Source organism: Acinetobacter sp. I-MWF (assembly GCF_025433935.1).
GTDB classification, from domain to species: Bacteria; Pseudomonadota; Gammaproteobacteria; order Pseudomonadales; family Moraxellaceae; genus Acinetobacter; species Acinetobacter guillouiae.
The window spans coordinates 1,164,769-1,178,935 of the sequence record NZ_JAMBAR010000001.1; the positions used below are offsets into that span (position 1 = coordinate 1,164,769).

A 14,167-nucleotide genomic window follows, 5' to 3' on the forward strand; every position below is an offset into this window, starting at 1 on the left:
AGTTGTTTCATGGTGAGTATAAGGTTGAAGTAAGCTTTAAGGTAAAGCCTGTTTTTTAATCTTTTGTCTATTTTAGATGAATGGCATTTTACCCATAAAGTGCTGACTCTGGGCATCATTCAGCATTTGCTTTTATTAGATCTTTTGCAAGTGCGATCAAATCTATATTCATCATTTTAAATTTGAGTTGCGGTTTTTTGTGCATGAATTTTAATCACAATTCAATTTGAATTAAAAAACAAATAACCCTATTGACCTTAAAGTCCACTTTAAACATAGCATGAACTCAATGCTGAATTAGAGTGAAAGCGATGTTGAAATTTTTTAATTTAAATCGAACAACGCAAACACTTTTTATGGGTTTTGCATTCGCACATTCTGCTTTTGCAGCAAATGATCTTACACCAAACAATCAGCTCAGTAACATCTCACATTCACAAGAGTATACAGCGATGCAAAATATAAATACTGTAACGACCAATCGAGTTAATGCAAAGCATCCAACCACTCAATATCCAAATGCAAAAGCGTTTGTAGAGGTTGAATTTGGACCGCATAAGGTACAGGTTCCTAAAGGTGGTTTTTATGACCGATTCCATATGCAACCAAATTTAGATGAGGTCGCAAAAGAATCTGGTGTTGGCAATATAGATTTCTTTAGAAAGATTCCTAAGCAACTGGTTGAAACACGTATAGGTCAAGTGTGGTCGCCAAACTATTATTATAAAACCAGCAATGTTCAACTGTTGATGCTTGCACCATTAGATAAGTTAACAGCAAAGTTGCCTGCTAAAGTTGAACCCTTAAGCCCAATACCTGGCTATGGATTGGTCTCACTTACTTTTTTTGCCTATGATGTCTGTGATAACGATCCTTATGATGAAGTATCTGTTGCTGTTGTGGTTCGCAGTCCTCATGCAAAAGGCGCCAATATTTCAGAGTTAATCAAATCTGCACGTACACGCGATTATTATGGTTATGTCCTTGCGCTTCCTGTCGATACTGAAATTGCACGTGTACGTGGTGTTTACGGTTATGATTTACCCAAGTGGCTCACTGCAATTGATTTAAAAATAGCTGATCAGGTCCAAGCGCATTTGTATGATACTCAAGGCAATCTCGACATCAGCCTCTCTGCGCCAACACCAAAACTTAAAACTGTAAAAAATCAATCACAGCAAGAAAAGAAAACCATGCTGAATCAGGTTGATGGTATTTGGTATCGTTCATACGTTCAGTCAAATAACCAAAAATTTGCTCAAAAATTATTTCCAAAACATGTTGAGTTAAATCGTTATGGTGGCCCAGTCAGTCAATTATTGGATCAACTCGGTGCTAAAAAAATCTTACGAATGGATGTGATCAAAGATGCTCAGTTGGCACTACATATGCCAACACCGATTGCTGAATGGAATAAATAAGTAGAACAATACTTATGTCATAAAACGCTCAATCAATTTCATTGGGCACTTTAATATTCTCGTGACATCTATATCATCCACTCCAGCATCCTTATGTTTTACCTGCTACAAAGAATAATCAATCTAAGCTTGAGGCTTATCCAACACAATTCTATTGAATAAGCCCATGTAAAATCATTAATCAATATCAGGATGCTGCTTGGCGAGATGATCACGCTTTTCTTGCAACTCTTCGATTTTTTGATCAATTTTTTCGATTTTTTGCTCAATATTTCCATGATATTGTTCGAGAAGTTCTTCAGCCTCTTCTGTATCAACAGCCATTGGTTTTGCACCTTTGAGCGGTAAGTTGGCTGTTTCTTTAAGATAAATCGCAGTAATCACCCCAAAGCAACCACAAATCACCAGATAATAGGCAGGCACCATAATATTCTGAGTGGTTTCAACCAATGCTGCTGTGATGGTCGGGGTTAAACCTGCAATTACCACAGAAATATTAAACGCGATTGCAAGTGCACTATAACGAATTTCAGTTGGAAACAATGCGGGTAGGGTAGAAGCCATTATTCCAATCAACATATTCAGTGAAAGTGCCAACATCAACAGACCCAAGAAAATTAAGTAAACATTGTTTGTGGCAAGCAATATAAAGGCAGGGTATGACAAGACAATCAGGGCAATGCTGCCTGCAAAGACAAATGGGCGACGGCCAATTTTGTCACTGAGCATACCTACAAACGGCTGTACAAAGAGCATTCCAACCATTACGGCAATAATAATCAGAACGCCGTGATTTTCTGAATAGCCTAAGTTATGTGAGAAATAACTTGGTAAATAGGTGAGTAGCATGTAGTAGGTGACATTGGTACATAGTACGAGTCCAACACAAACCAGTAGACTGCGTTTATGTTCACGGAAAATTTGTTTAAAACCGACTTTTTGCGGTTTTTTCGATTGTGACTGTTCTTCAGCATGTGCCTGAAAGGTTGGTGTCTCATCTAAAGAGTGACGTAAATATAAGCCAATCAGTCCCAGCGGTAGCGCTAAATAAAAAGGAATACGCCAGCCCCAATCGACAAAGGCAGCTTCGCCCATGGAAAAGCTGATCATTGAAACGACGCCCGCACCAACAACAAAACCTAAAATCGAACCAAAATCCAGCCAGCTTCCCATGAAACCGCGCTTTCGATCTGGAGAATATTCCGCTACAAATATTGCTGCTCCAGCATATTCACCTCCGACCGAAAAGCCTTGAGCAATTTTTACAATGAGCAGCAAAATAGGGGCCCAAATCCCTATACTTTCATAAGATGGAATCAAACCAATACCAAAGGTACTGACCGACATGATAATAATGGTGATGGCCAGAATTTTTTGACGACCGTATTTATCGCCTAAATGCCCGAAAAATAATCCACCCAAAGGTCGAAATATAAAGGGTATAGAAAAGGTGGCAAGGGCCGCAATCATTTGTATACTGGGTGATGAATTGGGGAAAAAGACTTTACCTAATACATAAGCGACATAGCCATACACACCAAAATCAAACCATTCGATGGCATTCCCTAAAGCTGCGGCTTTAATGGCTTTTTTAGTCTTATCATAATCAATAATTTCGACATCATCGATTTCAAGTGGTTTGATTTTTCTTTTATACATAAATGGCTTAATCCTAATGAATGACAGTGTTAAAAAACCTCTTTAAAACACAATCAAAAAAATTCATCATGAGCAGAAATGATTAAAAAATATAACGCTAGGTTACATTTAAGATTTCAATGTCATAGAATTTTAATAAATATCAATTGATTATAATTTTAGTTTTTTTGTGAATTTTATGTGTTGGGTAATCATGAACAAAATGTATGAGATCTGATGCAATTATGTAATAAGTTTAACGTATATAAATCAATCAAAAGGCTTGAGAATAACAGTTGTGTCTCCTGTAGCTAAATTTGTTTTAACCATACTTAAAAATAAATTGAATGATTAAAAATTTTGAGATTAAAGAAGAAGTGTAGGTATGATGACTAAAGCAATGGATAGGCATTGATCCTCACAATTCAGCAAAACACATCAAAAAATTATTTTACATAAAACTTCTACTTATACAGTCGAATTATAAAAAATCCGGATTTTTGACAACCTGTAATAGTTGAGGATTATCGATTGGAATTGAGAATATCACTCCATTGGTACTTTGAACAAAAACAATATGGTCTTTAATAATCGTCTTACAAAAAGGGTTACTATTCTCCAAAAACAAAAACCACACTAACTCATTTTTTAAAAACAGACCGACCACACCATCCCCACCAAAACTACCCTCACCATATCTTATCTGATAGTCTGCATAACTAATCTGCCCCATATAATCAAAATCAATAAGATCCGCTTTCTTCACTTCGTCATCAAAGAAATTTAATTTCCTTACGATATCCACAGTTGCGTTATTCTTGTTTCTATAATCGAGAACAAATATTTCTCCATTGTGCAGAAAAATTCCATTTATAAATGGACATTGAAAATTATTGAATATCTCTATTCGTTTCATATATGCAAGTCCTTGACTCGTTGCTGAACCCCGTTTGTGTAAGTCCTGATTATATTTTTTGTAAAAATAAGCGACTGAATCTTAATAAAATTTACAATTTTAATGATTAGTTAGACAAAGTATCCCCTTGTTGAGAAGTACAATTTTAGCAAAGTAAGCCCTTTTTTTGATTTTGTTTCCTGATTTTGTTTTATGGAAAGCCATTATGTTTTCAAATTATATCCATCCATTTGTTTTGTTTTTCTCATTACTCAATCCGTTTTTAATGAGTATCTATATGATCGGGATGATTCGCCATACTGAAACCCATGTATTCAATAAAGGTTTAGCCCAAGGTGCCTTGATTGCTTATGTGGTTTTTATGCTTTTTGCATGGGGTGGTGAAGCCATTTTTAGTACTTATTTAAATGTTCGTTTTGAGTCATTTCAGATTTTTGGCGGATTAATATTCTTAGTGATTGGCTATCGCTTTGTATTTCAAGGCGCAGATACCATTGGAGAAATGAGAGGAACACCTGCGCATTTGGCCAGTACCATGGCGATGCCATTTATGATTGGCCCTGGCACAATCAGTGCGGCTGTCGTAACAGGAGCGAGTATGTCTTTACTCGAATCCGCTGTGTTGATTGCTTTTACCTTATTTATTAGCTGTGGCATTTTAATGATCATGAAGTATGGGCATGACCATTTACGTTATAGCCATGCAAAATATATTGATCGCTATTTTGATATTGTTGGACGTTTATCTGCCTTGTTAATCGGCACAATTGCAATTGATATGATCGCAACTGGGGTTATTGGTTTGCTTGAAAAGTATTAATAATAATTTGTTTATATTCATTTTTTGAGGTAATTATCAAATAAATATGGTGACATGATTTATGCTGAGGTGAGGGATACACATCAGGCCATGTCAAAGTTTATTCAGTAATATCATCGAGAAATCTTCGTCTTAGCCTTTCAGATTGAAAGGCTTTGCATTTCAGAGCTTTGTCTAACAAAACGAATTTGAATTAGAAAATAATGGAGGAATGTAGAGATATATGTTGTTTTTATGTGAAATATAACGATAATGATTTTTATTTAGATTAAGAGTTTTGTTTCGTGAATAAATGGATTTCTCAAAATCGAATCTTTGCTAAAAGTGCAATTTATCTTGCACTTTATAGTTGTTGGATTGGGACAGCTTATGCTGCGACAGAAGCAACAACAGAACAAACAAATGCTTTACCCATGATCGTTGTCACAGCAGAAAACAATTCAGAAAATAACTACACTAAAAAGAATGCCAGTACATCGACTAAACTCGATTTGAGTATAAAAGAAACCCCTCAATCGGTTTCAGTGATTACCCGCAAACAAATCGAAGATATGGGTGCGACAAATTTGGGTGATGCACTTTTAAATACAACAGGGATTTTGCTAACAGGGGATAATACGGAGAGGACCAACTTTTCTATCCGAGGCTTTAATGTTGGAGATGGCTGGAATTCAAATATATTGCAATATGATGGTGTTGCTGTAAATGCAAGTAATGTCACCTCCTCTAAACCAGATATGGCAACTATTGAAAGTATTGAAGTATTACGAGGGGCAGCAGGGTTAATGCAAGGTTCAGGAGAACCGTCTGGTGCAATTAATCTTATTCGTAAAAAGCCAACAGAAGTTTTTCAGGCGAGTGGCGCTGTCAGTTATGGTTCATGGAACACTGTACGTGGAGAAATGGATATGTCTGGTCCATTGAATCAATCTGGAAGTGTGCGTGGTCGTTTAGTGGTGGCAGGTCAAGATGGTGATTCATTTATGAAATCTGTTACTCGTGATTCTAATGTTTTGTATGGAATCGTGAGCAGTGATTTAACTGAAAATACGCTATTGAATATTGGATATTCACGCCAAGGTGAACATGCTGTTCCCGTCAATACAATTCCTAACTATTTCAATGGAACCAAAATAGGCATCGATAATTCCAACTGTGGTTGCGATTACAGAGATTTTTGGGATAAAACCAATACACAAGCTTTCTTAGATATAAGCCATAAATTTAATAATGGATGGGAAGTAAAAGCCAGCTATATGAAGGCAAACTATGCCATGGATATGGCATTTACTTCATTGAGCGTGGCTCCAAAAACCACAAGTGCTGATAATGCTTTAGCAACTGTTTATAAGTACGGATATAACTATGAGCAAAAATTAGATATTTATGATTTTTTTGCAAAAGGGACATATCAATTATTCGGTCGTGAGCATGACTTGGTATTTGGTGCAAATCACAGTAAAAGTAATATTACTGGGGCTTGGACAAGTTGGGACCAAGTGCTTGAAGATTATAGTTTAGTTGGCGGAGGGGAAACACCGACACGTGACTATTTATACGTCAATATTAAAAATTACAGTCCTTATCAGTTACCTTATATCGCACCACGTTATCAAAATACCAGCGCTGATCAGGTACGCCAGACAGGATACTACCTCACCACTCGTTTAAATATTATTGATCCGTTCAAAGTTATTGCAGGTGTGCGCCAAAGTAATTATGAAAGTGTCAATGAATATAAGAAATCAAATATTTTAACACCATACTTTGGGCTTACTTATGCTATCAATGATGCATTGACTGCATATGCGAGTTATACCGATACCTTTGTTGTGCAAAATGTCAAAGATCGTAATGAGACATTACTTGATCCAGTACAGGGTAATGTTTATGAAATTGGGTTAAAAGCAGGGCTTTGGGATGATCGTTTAATTGCATCAGTTGCAGGATTTAAAACCAACCAAATTAATCGCTCAATACGAGATGAAAGCACCAAAGGCCAATGCCCATTTAATGGTGGCGAGGCTTATTGTAATGTTGCATCGGGTGAGGTGATCAGTAAAGGGATTGAAACTGAGATTCGTGGTGAAATTATACCCAATCTTAATTTGAGTTTTGGCTACACATACAATACAACGGAATATGCGAACGACCCTACAAATCAAGGTTTGGTTTTTAATGAGGATACGCCTGAACATATTGCACGTTTATTTGCGACCTATAAATTTGCTAATAATTTAATCCTAGGCGGTGGTGCAAATTATCAAAGTACTTGGAAAGTGGGTCGCTATAGCGAACATCCTTATAGTCAGCCTGGATATACGATTGCTAACTTGGTGGCGAGCTATCCACTAAGTGATAAAGTGAATATTGCATTAAATATCAATAATATTTTTGACAAAGAATATTATTCACAAATTTATAGTGATGGAACTATTCGCTTTGGTAATCCTCGAAATGCGACGCTCACCTTACGCGCAAAATTTTAAATCAATCGAAGGATGGCTGATATTTTCAGCCATTCGCTAAAATAACAATCCCAATTCACTCCCTAAAATGTACTCAAAACCTCAACAAATTTTCTGAATTAATTTTTATAATTTTATAGACGACTGGTCTATTATTGATTTATAGTGTGTACATGAAACGATCAGATAAAAGTGAAGCGACTCGCCAACATATCTTAAATACCAGTTTTAAGCTGGTATTACATAAAGGTTTTGTTGGAGTCGGCTTACAGGAAATTTTAACGACTTGTGGTGTACCCAAAGGTTCGTTCTATTATTACTTCTCTTCAAAAGAAGCATTTGGTTGTGCACTTTTACAGCAATATCTTGCTGATTATAAAGTGAAAATCGATCAATTGATTCTACAAGAAGAGCGGAGTGCTTATGCGCGCTTAGTTGCGCTTTGGCAAGCATGGATTGATGATCCATGTCATAACGATGGTGGCTGGGCTGAGAATTGTCTGATTGTAAAACTTGCCGCAGAGGTCTCTGACTTATCGGAAGATATGCGTCAGATTTTAAATTTTGGTGTAACCAAGCTGACAGAACGCATTGCAAATTTACTCAGTGATGGGCAACAGGATGGCTCAATTCCACAACATATTGAGCCTGAGAAAATGGCACAAACCATGTATCAACTCTGGTTAGGCGCAGCTTTATTGGCGAAACTAGCACAGAACAAACAGCCACTTTATCTGGCTTTAGAAACCACACAGCAATTACTAAAACCTATATAGGAACAACAAATGAAAAGTATTATTCATCAAGTTTTTGGCGAACCTGTCGACGTATTAGCAGCAGCAGAAATGCCAAAACCCGAGCCTAAAGCAGGTGAAGTTCGTATTAAAATGATTTTATCTCCGATGCATAACCATGACATTTGGACGGTGAGAGGCAATTATGGTTATAAACCAACACTTCCTGCGATCGGAGGAAGTGAAGCGGTTGGTGTGATTGATGCAGTTGGTGAAGGTGTTGATGCGGTATCTGTCGGGCAACGTGTTGCAGTTGCAGCAGTTCACGGCAGTTGGGCTGAATACTTTATTGCACCTGCACATGGTGTCGTGCCTTTAATTGATGCAATAGATGATGAAACTGCTGCTCAATTGATTGGTATGCCGATTAGTGCACTGATGCTGTTAGATTTCATTGATTTAAAACAAGATCAGTGGCTTATCCAAAATACAGCCAATGGTGCTGTGGGTAAAACTGTTGCAATGATTGCGCATGCTCGCGGTCAAAAAGTTATTCATTTAGTTCGCCGTAGTGATGCAATTGCAGAAATGAATGGCTTAGGTATTCAAAATGTAGTGGCGACTGATCAAGCGGATTGGAAAGATCAAGTAAAAGCGATACATGCAGATCAACCTTTAATCGCTGGGGTAGATTCGATTGGCGGTAAAGCCAGTGGTGAAATGTTGGCCTTACTTAGTGAAAATAGTGTTTTGGTATCATTTGGTAGTATGACGGGTGAACTGATGCAAATTTCATCAGGCGATCTTATTTTTAAACAAGCGACAGTTAAAGGCTTCTGGGCAAGTGTAGTCAATAAACAATTGTCTGCGGAACGAAAAAAAGAGTTAATTGTAGAATTGGTGACTTTAGCTGCTCAGAAAAAATTAATATTGCCTGTTGAAGGCGTATTTAGTTTTGATCAAATTCAACAAGCTGCTGCCAAAGCAACCCAAGGTGCACGTCAAGGCAAAGTGTTATTAAAACCATAAAGGTATTTGACATAGATCAGTTGCAAGACTGATCTATCAGCGTTTTTAAAATAAGGAAAAAAGCGATGATTGGACAAATTTTAATTGCCTTAATTGCACTACTACATGTGTATATTTTAGTTTTAGAGATGTTCTTATGGGACAAACCATACGGTTTAAAAGCATTTGGGAATACGCCTGAAAAAGCACAACTCACTAAAGTCATGGCACAAAATCAAGGTTTATATAATGGCTTTTTAGCAGCTGGCTTATTTTGGTCTTTATGTGCACCTACAATTTACGCCTTATCGTTAGCGAATTTCTTTTTAGGCTGTGTATTGGTTGCTGGAATTTATGGCGGCCTAACAGCAAGTAAGAAAATTATTTATATACAAGCAGTTCCAGCAGCATTGGCATTACTTATGGTGAATTTGAATTACTAAAGCAAGAGGGAAGCCTCGCTTTAATTTTTTTCAAAAAATATTTTGATGAAAATAGCAGTATTAAGGTGTTTGTTTTAACCAATCAACTTAGGTGTGGATAGAAGATGCTTAAGCTGGCAACTTGAGTCAATCTTCACACGATAAATCTCTTTATATTCTGTATAGTAACCTGTTAAGAATTACTTATATTTCAGGTTTATTATTGAGTTTTAAACGAATATAAACTTAGCTTATTCATCATTTTTTAACTTTACTCAATCAGATTTGTTTGGGTTCCCAAATGGTTATAATCAAAATTAAAACCAAGAATTATTGTTATAAAAAAATTGAAATTAAATTTATATTTAATGCTTTTTTTAAATTAAAATTTTTTAATTTTCTATTTATTATTAGGTTATATTGAGTTGTTGATCATATTAGCCAACTTTTTGAAATTCTTCAAATGTAAAAATAGTATAGTTTTCCTGTTTTAATTCTAGTATTCCATCTTTATATATTTAGATCGGATTTGTATAATTATTATATTTTATCAAAAATCATGGCATGAAATTGTAACTTGTGTTGATATTTTATTTTTAGCTATAAAATTTTTTTGCTTATTTTTTTAGTTTTTATCAATTTTTTGTTAATTTTTTTTAATAGTTATAATTTTATATATAAAATTTTTTTTAAAATTTATTGCATTATTATTTTTAAATAGATTAATTGTAGATCTGTATTTTTATAAAAATAACTATCACATAATAAATATTATGTTTTTGTTTGATTTGTATTTTTTGAATGATTTTTTATTTATAAAATTTAATTTGGTTAATTGGTTTTAATTTTATTTGATTAACTTCTCATAAAATATAAAAATAATCTATTATTTTGTATTTTTATTCTTATTGATCTGAAATGTAGATGATTAAGATATTTTTTTGTTTAAATTACAATTGGTTTTATTTTTTTTCGTAGATTAACATATTTTTTGCTTGGTGCAATACAGTAAATATTAATTAAAGCGAATGTTGGTAATAAGTCGACTTTAATATGTAATTTAATGATAATCATGCATTTAGCTTATGCTGGTTGTGTATTTAATTAAATGTAATTAAATACTTAACTTTGAAATGTTATAAAGTTGATGATAAAAAATATACACGAACTTCGAATGAAAAAATTTTCATCAACCTATTGAGCTGTGGAAAACTCTACGAATAAGTAGTGGGTGTGCATGATGAAGATCTACGAAATGATTTTTCATAAAGGAATGGGTGAAAACTCTCATTTTTTTTATACTGTAAATAATCAGGTATCACGTCAGCATTTTATTCGAATGCTTCGGAAAGAAATTGATGGCGAACTGAATGGTTTTAAACAGAGTTGTATGGAAGATCATAAAAATGATCTTGCATGGCTCTATGAGGAGGTGAGTAGAGAAAGCCATTTTTATTTAGATATCATGGAAAATGATTTTCTTCATAATTCTGTTGCTGCATTAGGTTTGCATATTTCATTGAGTGTTGAGGAGCAAGATGTAATGGAGTTACAAGAGGGAAATGAGTTTTTATAAATTGATTTTAATTAGTAAAACTTAAATTGTGAGATTTTAATCTCCCGTTCATTATTTTTCGATTAGCATCCGACAATGCTATATCGTCAGCCCATTCTTCCCCCCGAAATTGAATGGGCTTTTTTTTTGACATTATTTTTATAAAAGGAAGATTTATAAATAAATAATTTTTTATTATCAGTAGAATTATCATGTTTTTATCGTGTATTTTTATGTGTTTTAATCTTTAATATAATTTAATTCACACCATTTGATAAATTTATTTTTAAAAAACAAAATATTATATTGAAGATTTAGTATTTCTGAGTCTGTTTATTGAACACCGACTTTATCACATGCAATTATGTAAAAGCTTTCACACTTCTCGTGTGAAAGTTAATAAATAATACATAATCATGGGATTTAATATGAATATTTTTACAAAGCTAACGCTTACTACATTGTTAAGCATTGGGTATATCGCGACTACACAAGCAGCGGTGACTGGTCAAGTTGATGTCAAGCTAAATGTTTCAACAGGTTGTACTGTTGAAGGTTCTACTGTGAATGGAAATATCAACAAGTTTGGTGAATTAGATTTCGGTAAAACTTCTGGTACTTGGACCAATACCCTTACAGCTCAAGTTGCTTCATCAGCAACGAGTGGCCATTTAAACGTAAAATGTGACGGTACAACGCCTGTTAACTTTACTGTTGCAATTGATGGTGGTCTACGCGCTGATCGTAGTCTAAAACATACAACTGCTGCGGATACGGTCAACTATAACGTTTATCGTGATGCAGCACGTACCAATCCATATGCCATTAATACAAATCAGACTTTCACTGCTGCGGTAGGTGTGGCTCAAGATGTACCAATCTTTGGTGCAATTGCTGCAAATAGCGGCACTGCAAAAGCACAAGGTGATTATGCAGACACTTTATTGGTGACCGTTAATTTCTAATCAGTATACGTAACAGTGAACAGGCTTGTTGTTAAACAAGCCTGTTTTTAGGAGGAACGTATGCATTTGTTGCTTAAACAATGCGTGGGATTGTTGGCTTGTAGTCTTGTTTCGTCATTCGTTGGAGCTGCACAGTTGGCAGCCAAATTAAATGTACAGATTGAACTGGAGTCATCCTGTGAGATTAATAATCAATCTGTGAGTAATGGAACAAATGGCTTGAATTTCGGTCAACTGAATTTCGGAGAAACCACAGCTGCATTTAATCAGGTGATAGAGACCAGCTTAAGTCAGGGTTCTACATCAGGTTTGACCATCCAATGCCTTGGCAATGCCCCAATAAAAGTTACCTTTGGTGCAGGTCAGAATGACAGTAAGGTTCCAGCACCTTTTGGCGCAAATTATTTTCGTGCAATCAGTAATGGCACAGATTTCCTTGCCTACAACATCTTATATGGAACTGCTCGGGAAGCGTTAAGGCCCAATCAAATCATTACTTTGACCAATAATGGTCAGCCGCAAACGCTTAATCTCATGGGGCAAACTGTTAATAATGGTCGGTCAGTCTCGCTTGGGCAATATACCGACACTATTCCAATTACCATTGAATTTTAAAGAACAAAATCATGAAAAGAATAGGTTTAAGTGTTCTGCTGATGTTGGTTGTGCAGTGGGTCTATGCTGAAACACAAGCAACTTTTAAAGTCCAAGCAACCATTGCAAATGGATGTGGGCTAAGCAATATCGAACAGCGACTTGATTTTGGTCGTCATCCTGTTGTGGCGCAGGGGCAATTAAAAGGATCCGTCATCAATACTGCGCAAAGCTGGAATATTCAGTGTACTGCACGTTTGCCTGTACAGGTCATGTTGAATGGTGGTGATCACTTTTCAAATAACTTTCGACGGATGAAACATGCCCAGCAGAATGAGTTTGTACCTTATCAGCTTTATCAGGACAGTAGTTTGCAAGGTGAATATGCCAGTGGCAGTACTTACTCACTGACAAAATACCGGTTCAAAATTTTCACGACTTTCGGGAATTAAATTAACTCCGACTTCAGAGCAAATGGCTTTTGGCAAAACCGCCTTTGGTTATGTGTTGGCAAACAGCACCATGAAGTTTGATTTAGACAACAAACTACTCAATAGCCTGAGTGGTCAAACCAGTTTGTACGGGGTTGACAGTTCAGGAGTGAAACAGGAATTGGTTGAAATTAAAAAAGAAGGAGGGGGGTAAATGGGTTATTTATCAGGGTTACACACCCCTTCTTTTTTATGTATAAGCCTGACATTGATATTGGTTGCGAATATCCCATTGCTGAGCTGTAACGTGTATGCAAATGGTTTACCCCCGCCACCGCGAGATGTTTTAGAAGTAAATAGCTTATTTAAGCTCTATCTGGACTTGGTGATCAATCAATATTCGACGCGACAGGTGATACCGGTCATTGTCAAAGGTGATCATTATTTTATCCAGCAGTCGAAACTGGATGAGTTGCAGATTAAGCTGCCTGCGGATGCACTACAGCAACAGTCAGAAAAAAACCTGACTGATCTGGATGTATTTACTTTGGGCTTTTCGGGCAAAGCTTTGGATTGGGTCAGCCTCAATCAGATCCCCGAATTGAAGTATGAGTACAATTCAGCGCAACAGTATTTTAGTCTAGATCTTCCTGCCAGCTGGATGCCAGTGCAGATACGCGGCTTGGATTCTTGGTATCAACCTGAAACAGCACAGTCGGGTATTGGTCTATTAAATAACTATGACTTTTATACCTACCGCCCAGAGAATGGTGGCTATAGCAGTACACTCTTTACAGAACAACGCTTTTTCTCGCCTTATGGCGTACTGAGAAACTCAGGGGTTTATAGCAAAACTGATTTTGACTCATCCACTCAGAATGGTGATGGCTACCACCGCTATGATACGACTTGGCAATATGATGACCCCGTCAGCGTACTCTCATTTTTAGCGGGTGATGTAATTACGGGAAGTAAAAACGCTTGGGGAAGTTCCCTGCGTTTAGGTGGATTACAGTTACAACGTAATTTTGGTACCCGTCCAGATTTGATTACCTATCCTTTACCTCAGTTTAAAGGACAAGCGGCCTTACCGAGCACTGTGGACTTATTGATCAATGGACAGAAAGCCAATTCAACCGATGTGCAATCAGGTCCCTTCATTTTGAATAATGTTCCATTTATCAATGGTAAAGGC

The 14,167-nt window shown here is 36.1% G+C and carries 12 protein-coding genes and 2 pseudogenes; 12 read left to right on the forward strand and 2 right to left on the reverse strand.

Features of this window, described 5'->3' with window-relative positions; all coding sequences use genetic code 11:
* Positions 1–452: 452 nt before the first annotated feature.
* Positions 453–1,421 (forward strand): acetoacetate decarboxylase, encoded by a 969-nt coding sequence (locus M2R48_RS05570; RefSeq protein WP_410004175.1) that lies wholly within the window; start codon positions 453–455, stop codon positions 1,419–1,421.
* Between the two features lie 177 nt (positions 1,422–1,598).
* Here the strand turns inward: M2R48_RS05570 and proP are convergent, their stop codons facing one another.
* Positions 1,599–3,080, reverse strand: a complete 1,482-nt coding sequence (proP, locus tag M2R48_RS05575) for a glycine betaine/L-proline transporter ProP (protein WP_004722280.1) — start codon at positions 3,078–3,080, stop codon at positions 1,599–1,601.
* A 460-nt stretch (positions 3,081–3,540) separates the two neighbouring features.
* Positions 3,541–3,975: a hypothetical protein gene (locus M2R48_RS05580; RefSeq protein WP_262085348.1), complete on the reverse strand. Its 435-nt coding sequence runs from the start codon at positions 3,973–3,975 to the stop codon at positions 3,541–3,543.
* A 205-nt stretch (positions 3,976–4,180) separates the two neighbouring features.
* On the opposite strand from M2R48_RS05580, the gene M2R48_RS05585 reads away from it, so the two are divergent.
* The 11 genes and pseudogenes from M2R48_RS05585 to M2R48_RS05635 form a co-directional block, all read left to right on the forward strand.
* Complete coding sequence (locus tag M2R48_RS05585; protein ID WP_034615920.1) at positions 4,181–4,795, forward strand: MarC family protein; 615 nt, start codon at positions 4,181–4,183, stop codon at positions 4,793–4,795.
* 284 nt (positions 4,796–5,079) lie between these two features.
* Positions 5,080–7,284 carry a TonB-dependent siderophore receptor gene (locus tag M2R48_RS05590; RefSeq protein ID WP_262085349.1) on the forward strand — a complete coding sequence of 735 codons (2,205 nt, stop codon included), beginning with the start codon at positions 5,080–5,082 and terminating at the stop codon, positions 7,282–7,284.
* A gap of 152 nt (positions 7,285–7,436) precedes the next feature.
* On the forward strand, positions 7,437–8,039 hold the full coding sequence (locus M2R48_RS05595) for a TetR/AcrR family transcriptional regulator (RefSeq protein ID WP_262085351.1): 603 nt from the start codon (positions 7,437–7,439) through the stop codon (positions 8,037–8,039).
* 9 nt (positions 8,040–8,048) lie between these two features.
* Complete coding sequence (locus M2R48_RS05600; RefSeq protein WP_262085352.1) at positions 8,049–9,026, forward strand: zinc-binding dehydrogenase; 978 nt, start codon at positions 8,049–8,051, stop codon at positions 9,024–9,026.
* A 65-nt stretch (positions 9,027–9,091) separates the two neighbouring features.
* Complete coding sequence (locus M2R48_RS05605; protein ID WP_262085353.1) at positions 9,092–9,448, forward strand: DUF1304 domain-containing protein; 357 nt, start codon at positions 9,092–9,094, stop codon at positions 9,446–9,448.
* 1,216 nt (positions 9,449–10,664) lie between these two features.
* Positions 10,665–11,003: a hypothetical protein gene (locus tag M2R48_RS05610; protein WP_262085354.1), complete on the forward strand. Its 339-nt coding sequence runs from the start codon at positions 10,665–10,667 to the stop codon at positions 11,001–11,003.
* Between the two features lie 407 nt (positions 11,004–11,410).
* Positions 11,411–11,947, forward strand: a complete 537-nt coding sequence (locus M2R48_RS05615) for a spore coat U domain-containing protein (RefSeq protein WP_262085355.1) — start codon at positions 11,411–11,413, stop codon at positions 11,945–11,947.
* Between the two features lie 60 nt (positions 11,948–12,007).
* A complete protein-coding gene (locus M2R48_RS05620) occupies positions 12,008–12,562 on the forward strand; it encodes a spore coat U domain-containing protein (RefSeq protein WP_262085356.1) in 555 nt (184 codons plus the stop codon).
* 11 nt (positions 12,563–12,573) lie between these two features.
* The gene (locus M2R48_RS05625) at positions 12,574–12,993 is read left to right on the forward strand and encodes a spore coat U domain-containing protein (RefSeq protein ID WP_262085357.1); all 420 of its coding nucleotides are present in this window, start codon (positions 12,574–12,576) and stop codon (positions 12,991–12,993) included.
* A pseudogene (locus M2R48_RS05630) lies at positions 12,953–13,186 on the forward strand (molecular chaperone); the annotation flags it as partial. The gene M2R48_RS05625 and the pseudogene M2R48_RS05630, both read left to right, overlap by 41 nt.
* Positions 13,187–14,167, forward strand: a pseudogene (locus M2R48_RS05635) (fimbrial biogenesis outer membrane usher protein); the annotation flags it as partial.

Bases quoted from the DNA above. Each gene is read 5' to 3' on its own strand.
- M2R48_RS05570 (WP_410004175.1), top strand. From the start codon at position 453: ATGCAAAATATAAATACTGTAACGACCAATCGAGTTAATGCAAAGCAT.
- M2R48_RS05620 (WP_262085356.1), top strand. From the start codon at position 12,008: ATGCATTTGTTGCTTAAACAATGCGTGGGATTGTTGGCTTGTAGTCTT.
- proP (WP_004722280.1), bottom strand. From the start codon at position 3,080: ATGTATAAAAGAAAAATCAAACCACTTGAAATCGATGATGTCGAAATT.
- M2R48_RS05585 (WP_034615920.1), top strand. From the start codon at position 4,181: ATGTTTTCAAATTATATCCATCCATTTGTTTTGTTTTTCTCATTACTC.
- M2R48_RS05605 (WP_262085353.1), top strand. From the start codon at position 9,092: ATGATTGGACAAATTTTAATTGCCTTAATTGCACTACTACATGTGTAT.
- M2R48_RS05580 (WP_262085348.1), bottom strand. From the start codon at position 3,975: ATGAAACGAATAGAGATATTCAATAATTTTCAATGTCCATTTATAAAT.
- M2R48_RS05600 (WP_262085352.1), top strand. From the start codon at position 8,049: ATGAAAAGTATTATTCATCAAGTTTTTGGCGAACCTGTCGACGTATTA.
- M2R48_RS05615 (WP_262085355.1), top strand. From the start codon at position 11,411: ATGAATATTTTTACAAAGCTAACGCTTACTACATTGTTAAGCATTGGG.
- M2R48_RS05610 (WP_262085354.1), top strand. From the start codon at position 10,665: ATGATGAAGATCTACGAAATGATTTTTCATAAAGGAATGGGTGAAAAC.
- M2R48_RS05595 (WP_262085351.1), top strand. From the start codon at position 7,437: ATGAAACGATCAGATAAAAGTGAAGCGACTCGCCAACATATCTTAAAT.
- M2R48_RS05625 (WP_262085357.1), top strand. From the start codon at position 12,574: ATGAAAAGAATAGGTTTAAGTGTTCTGCTGATGTTGGTTGTGCAGTGG.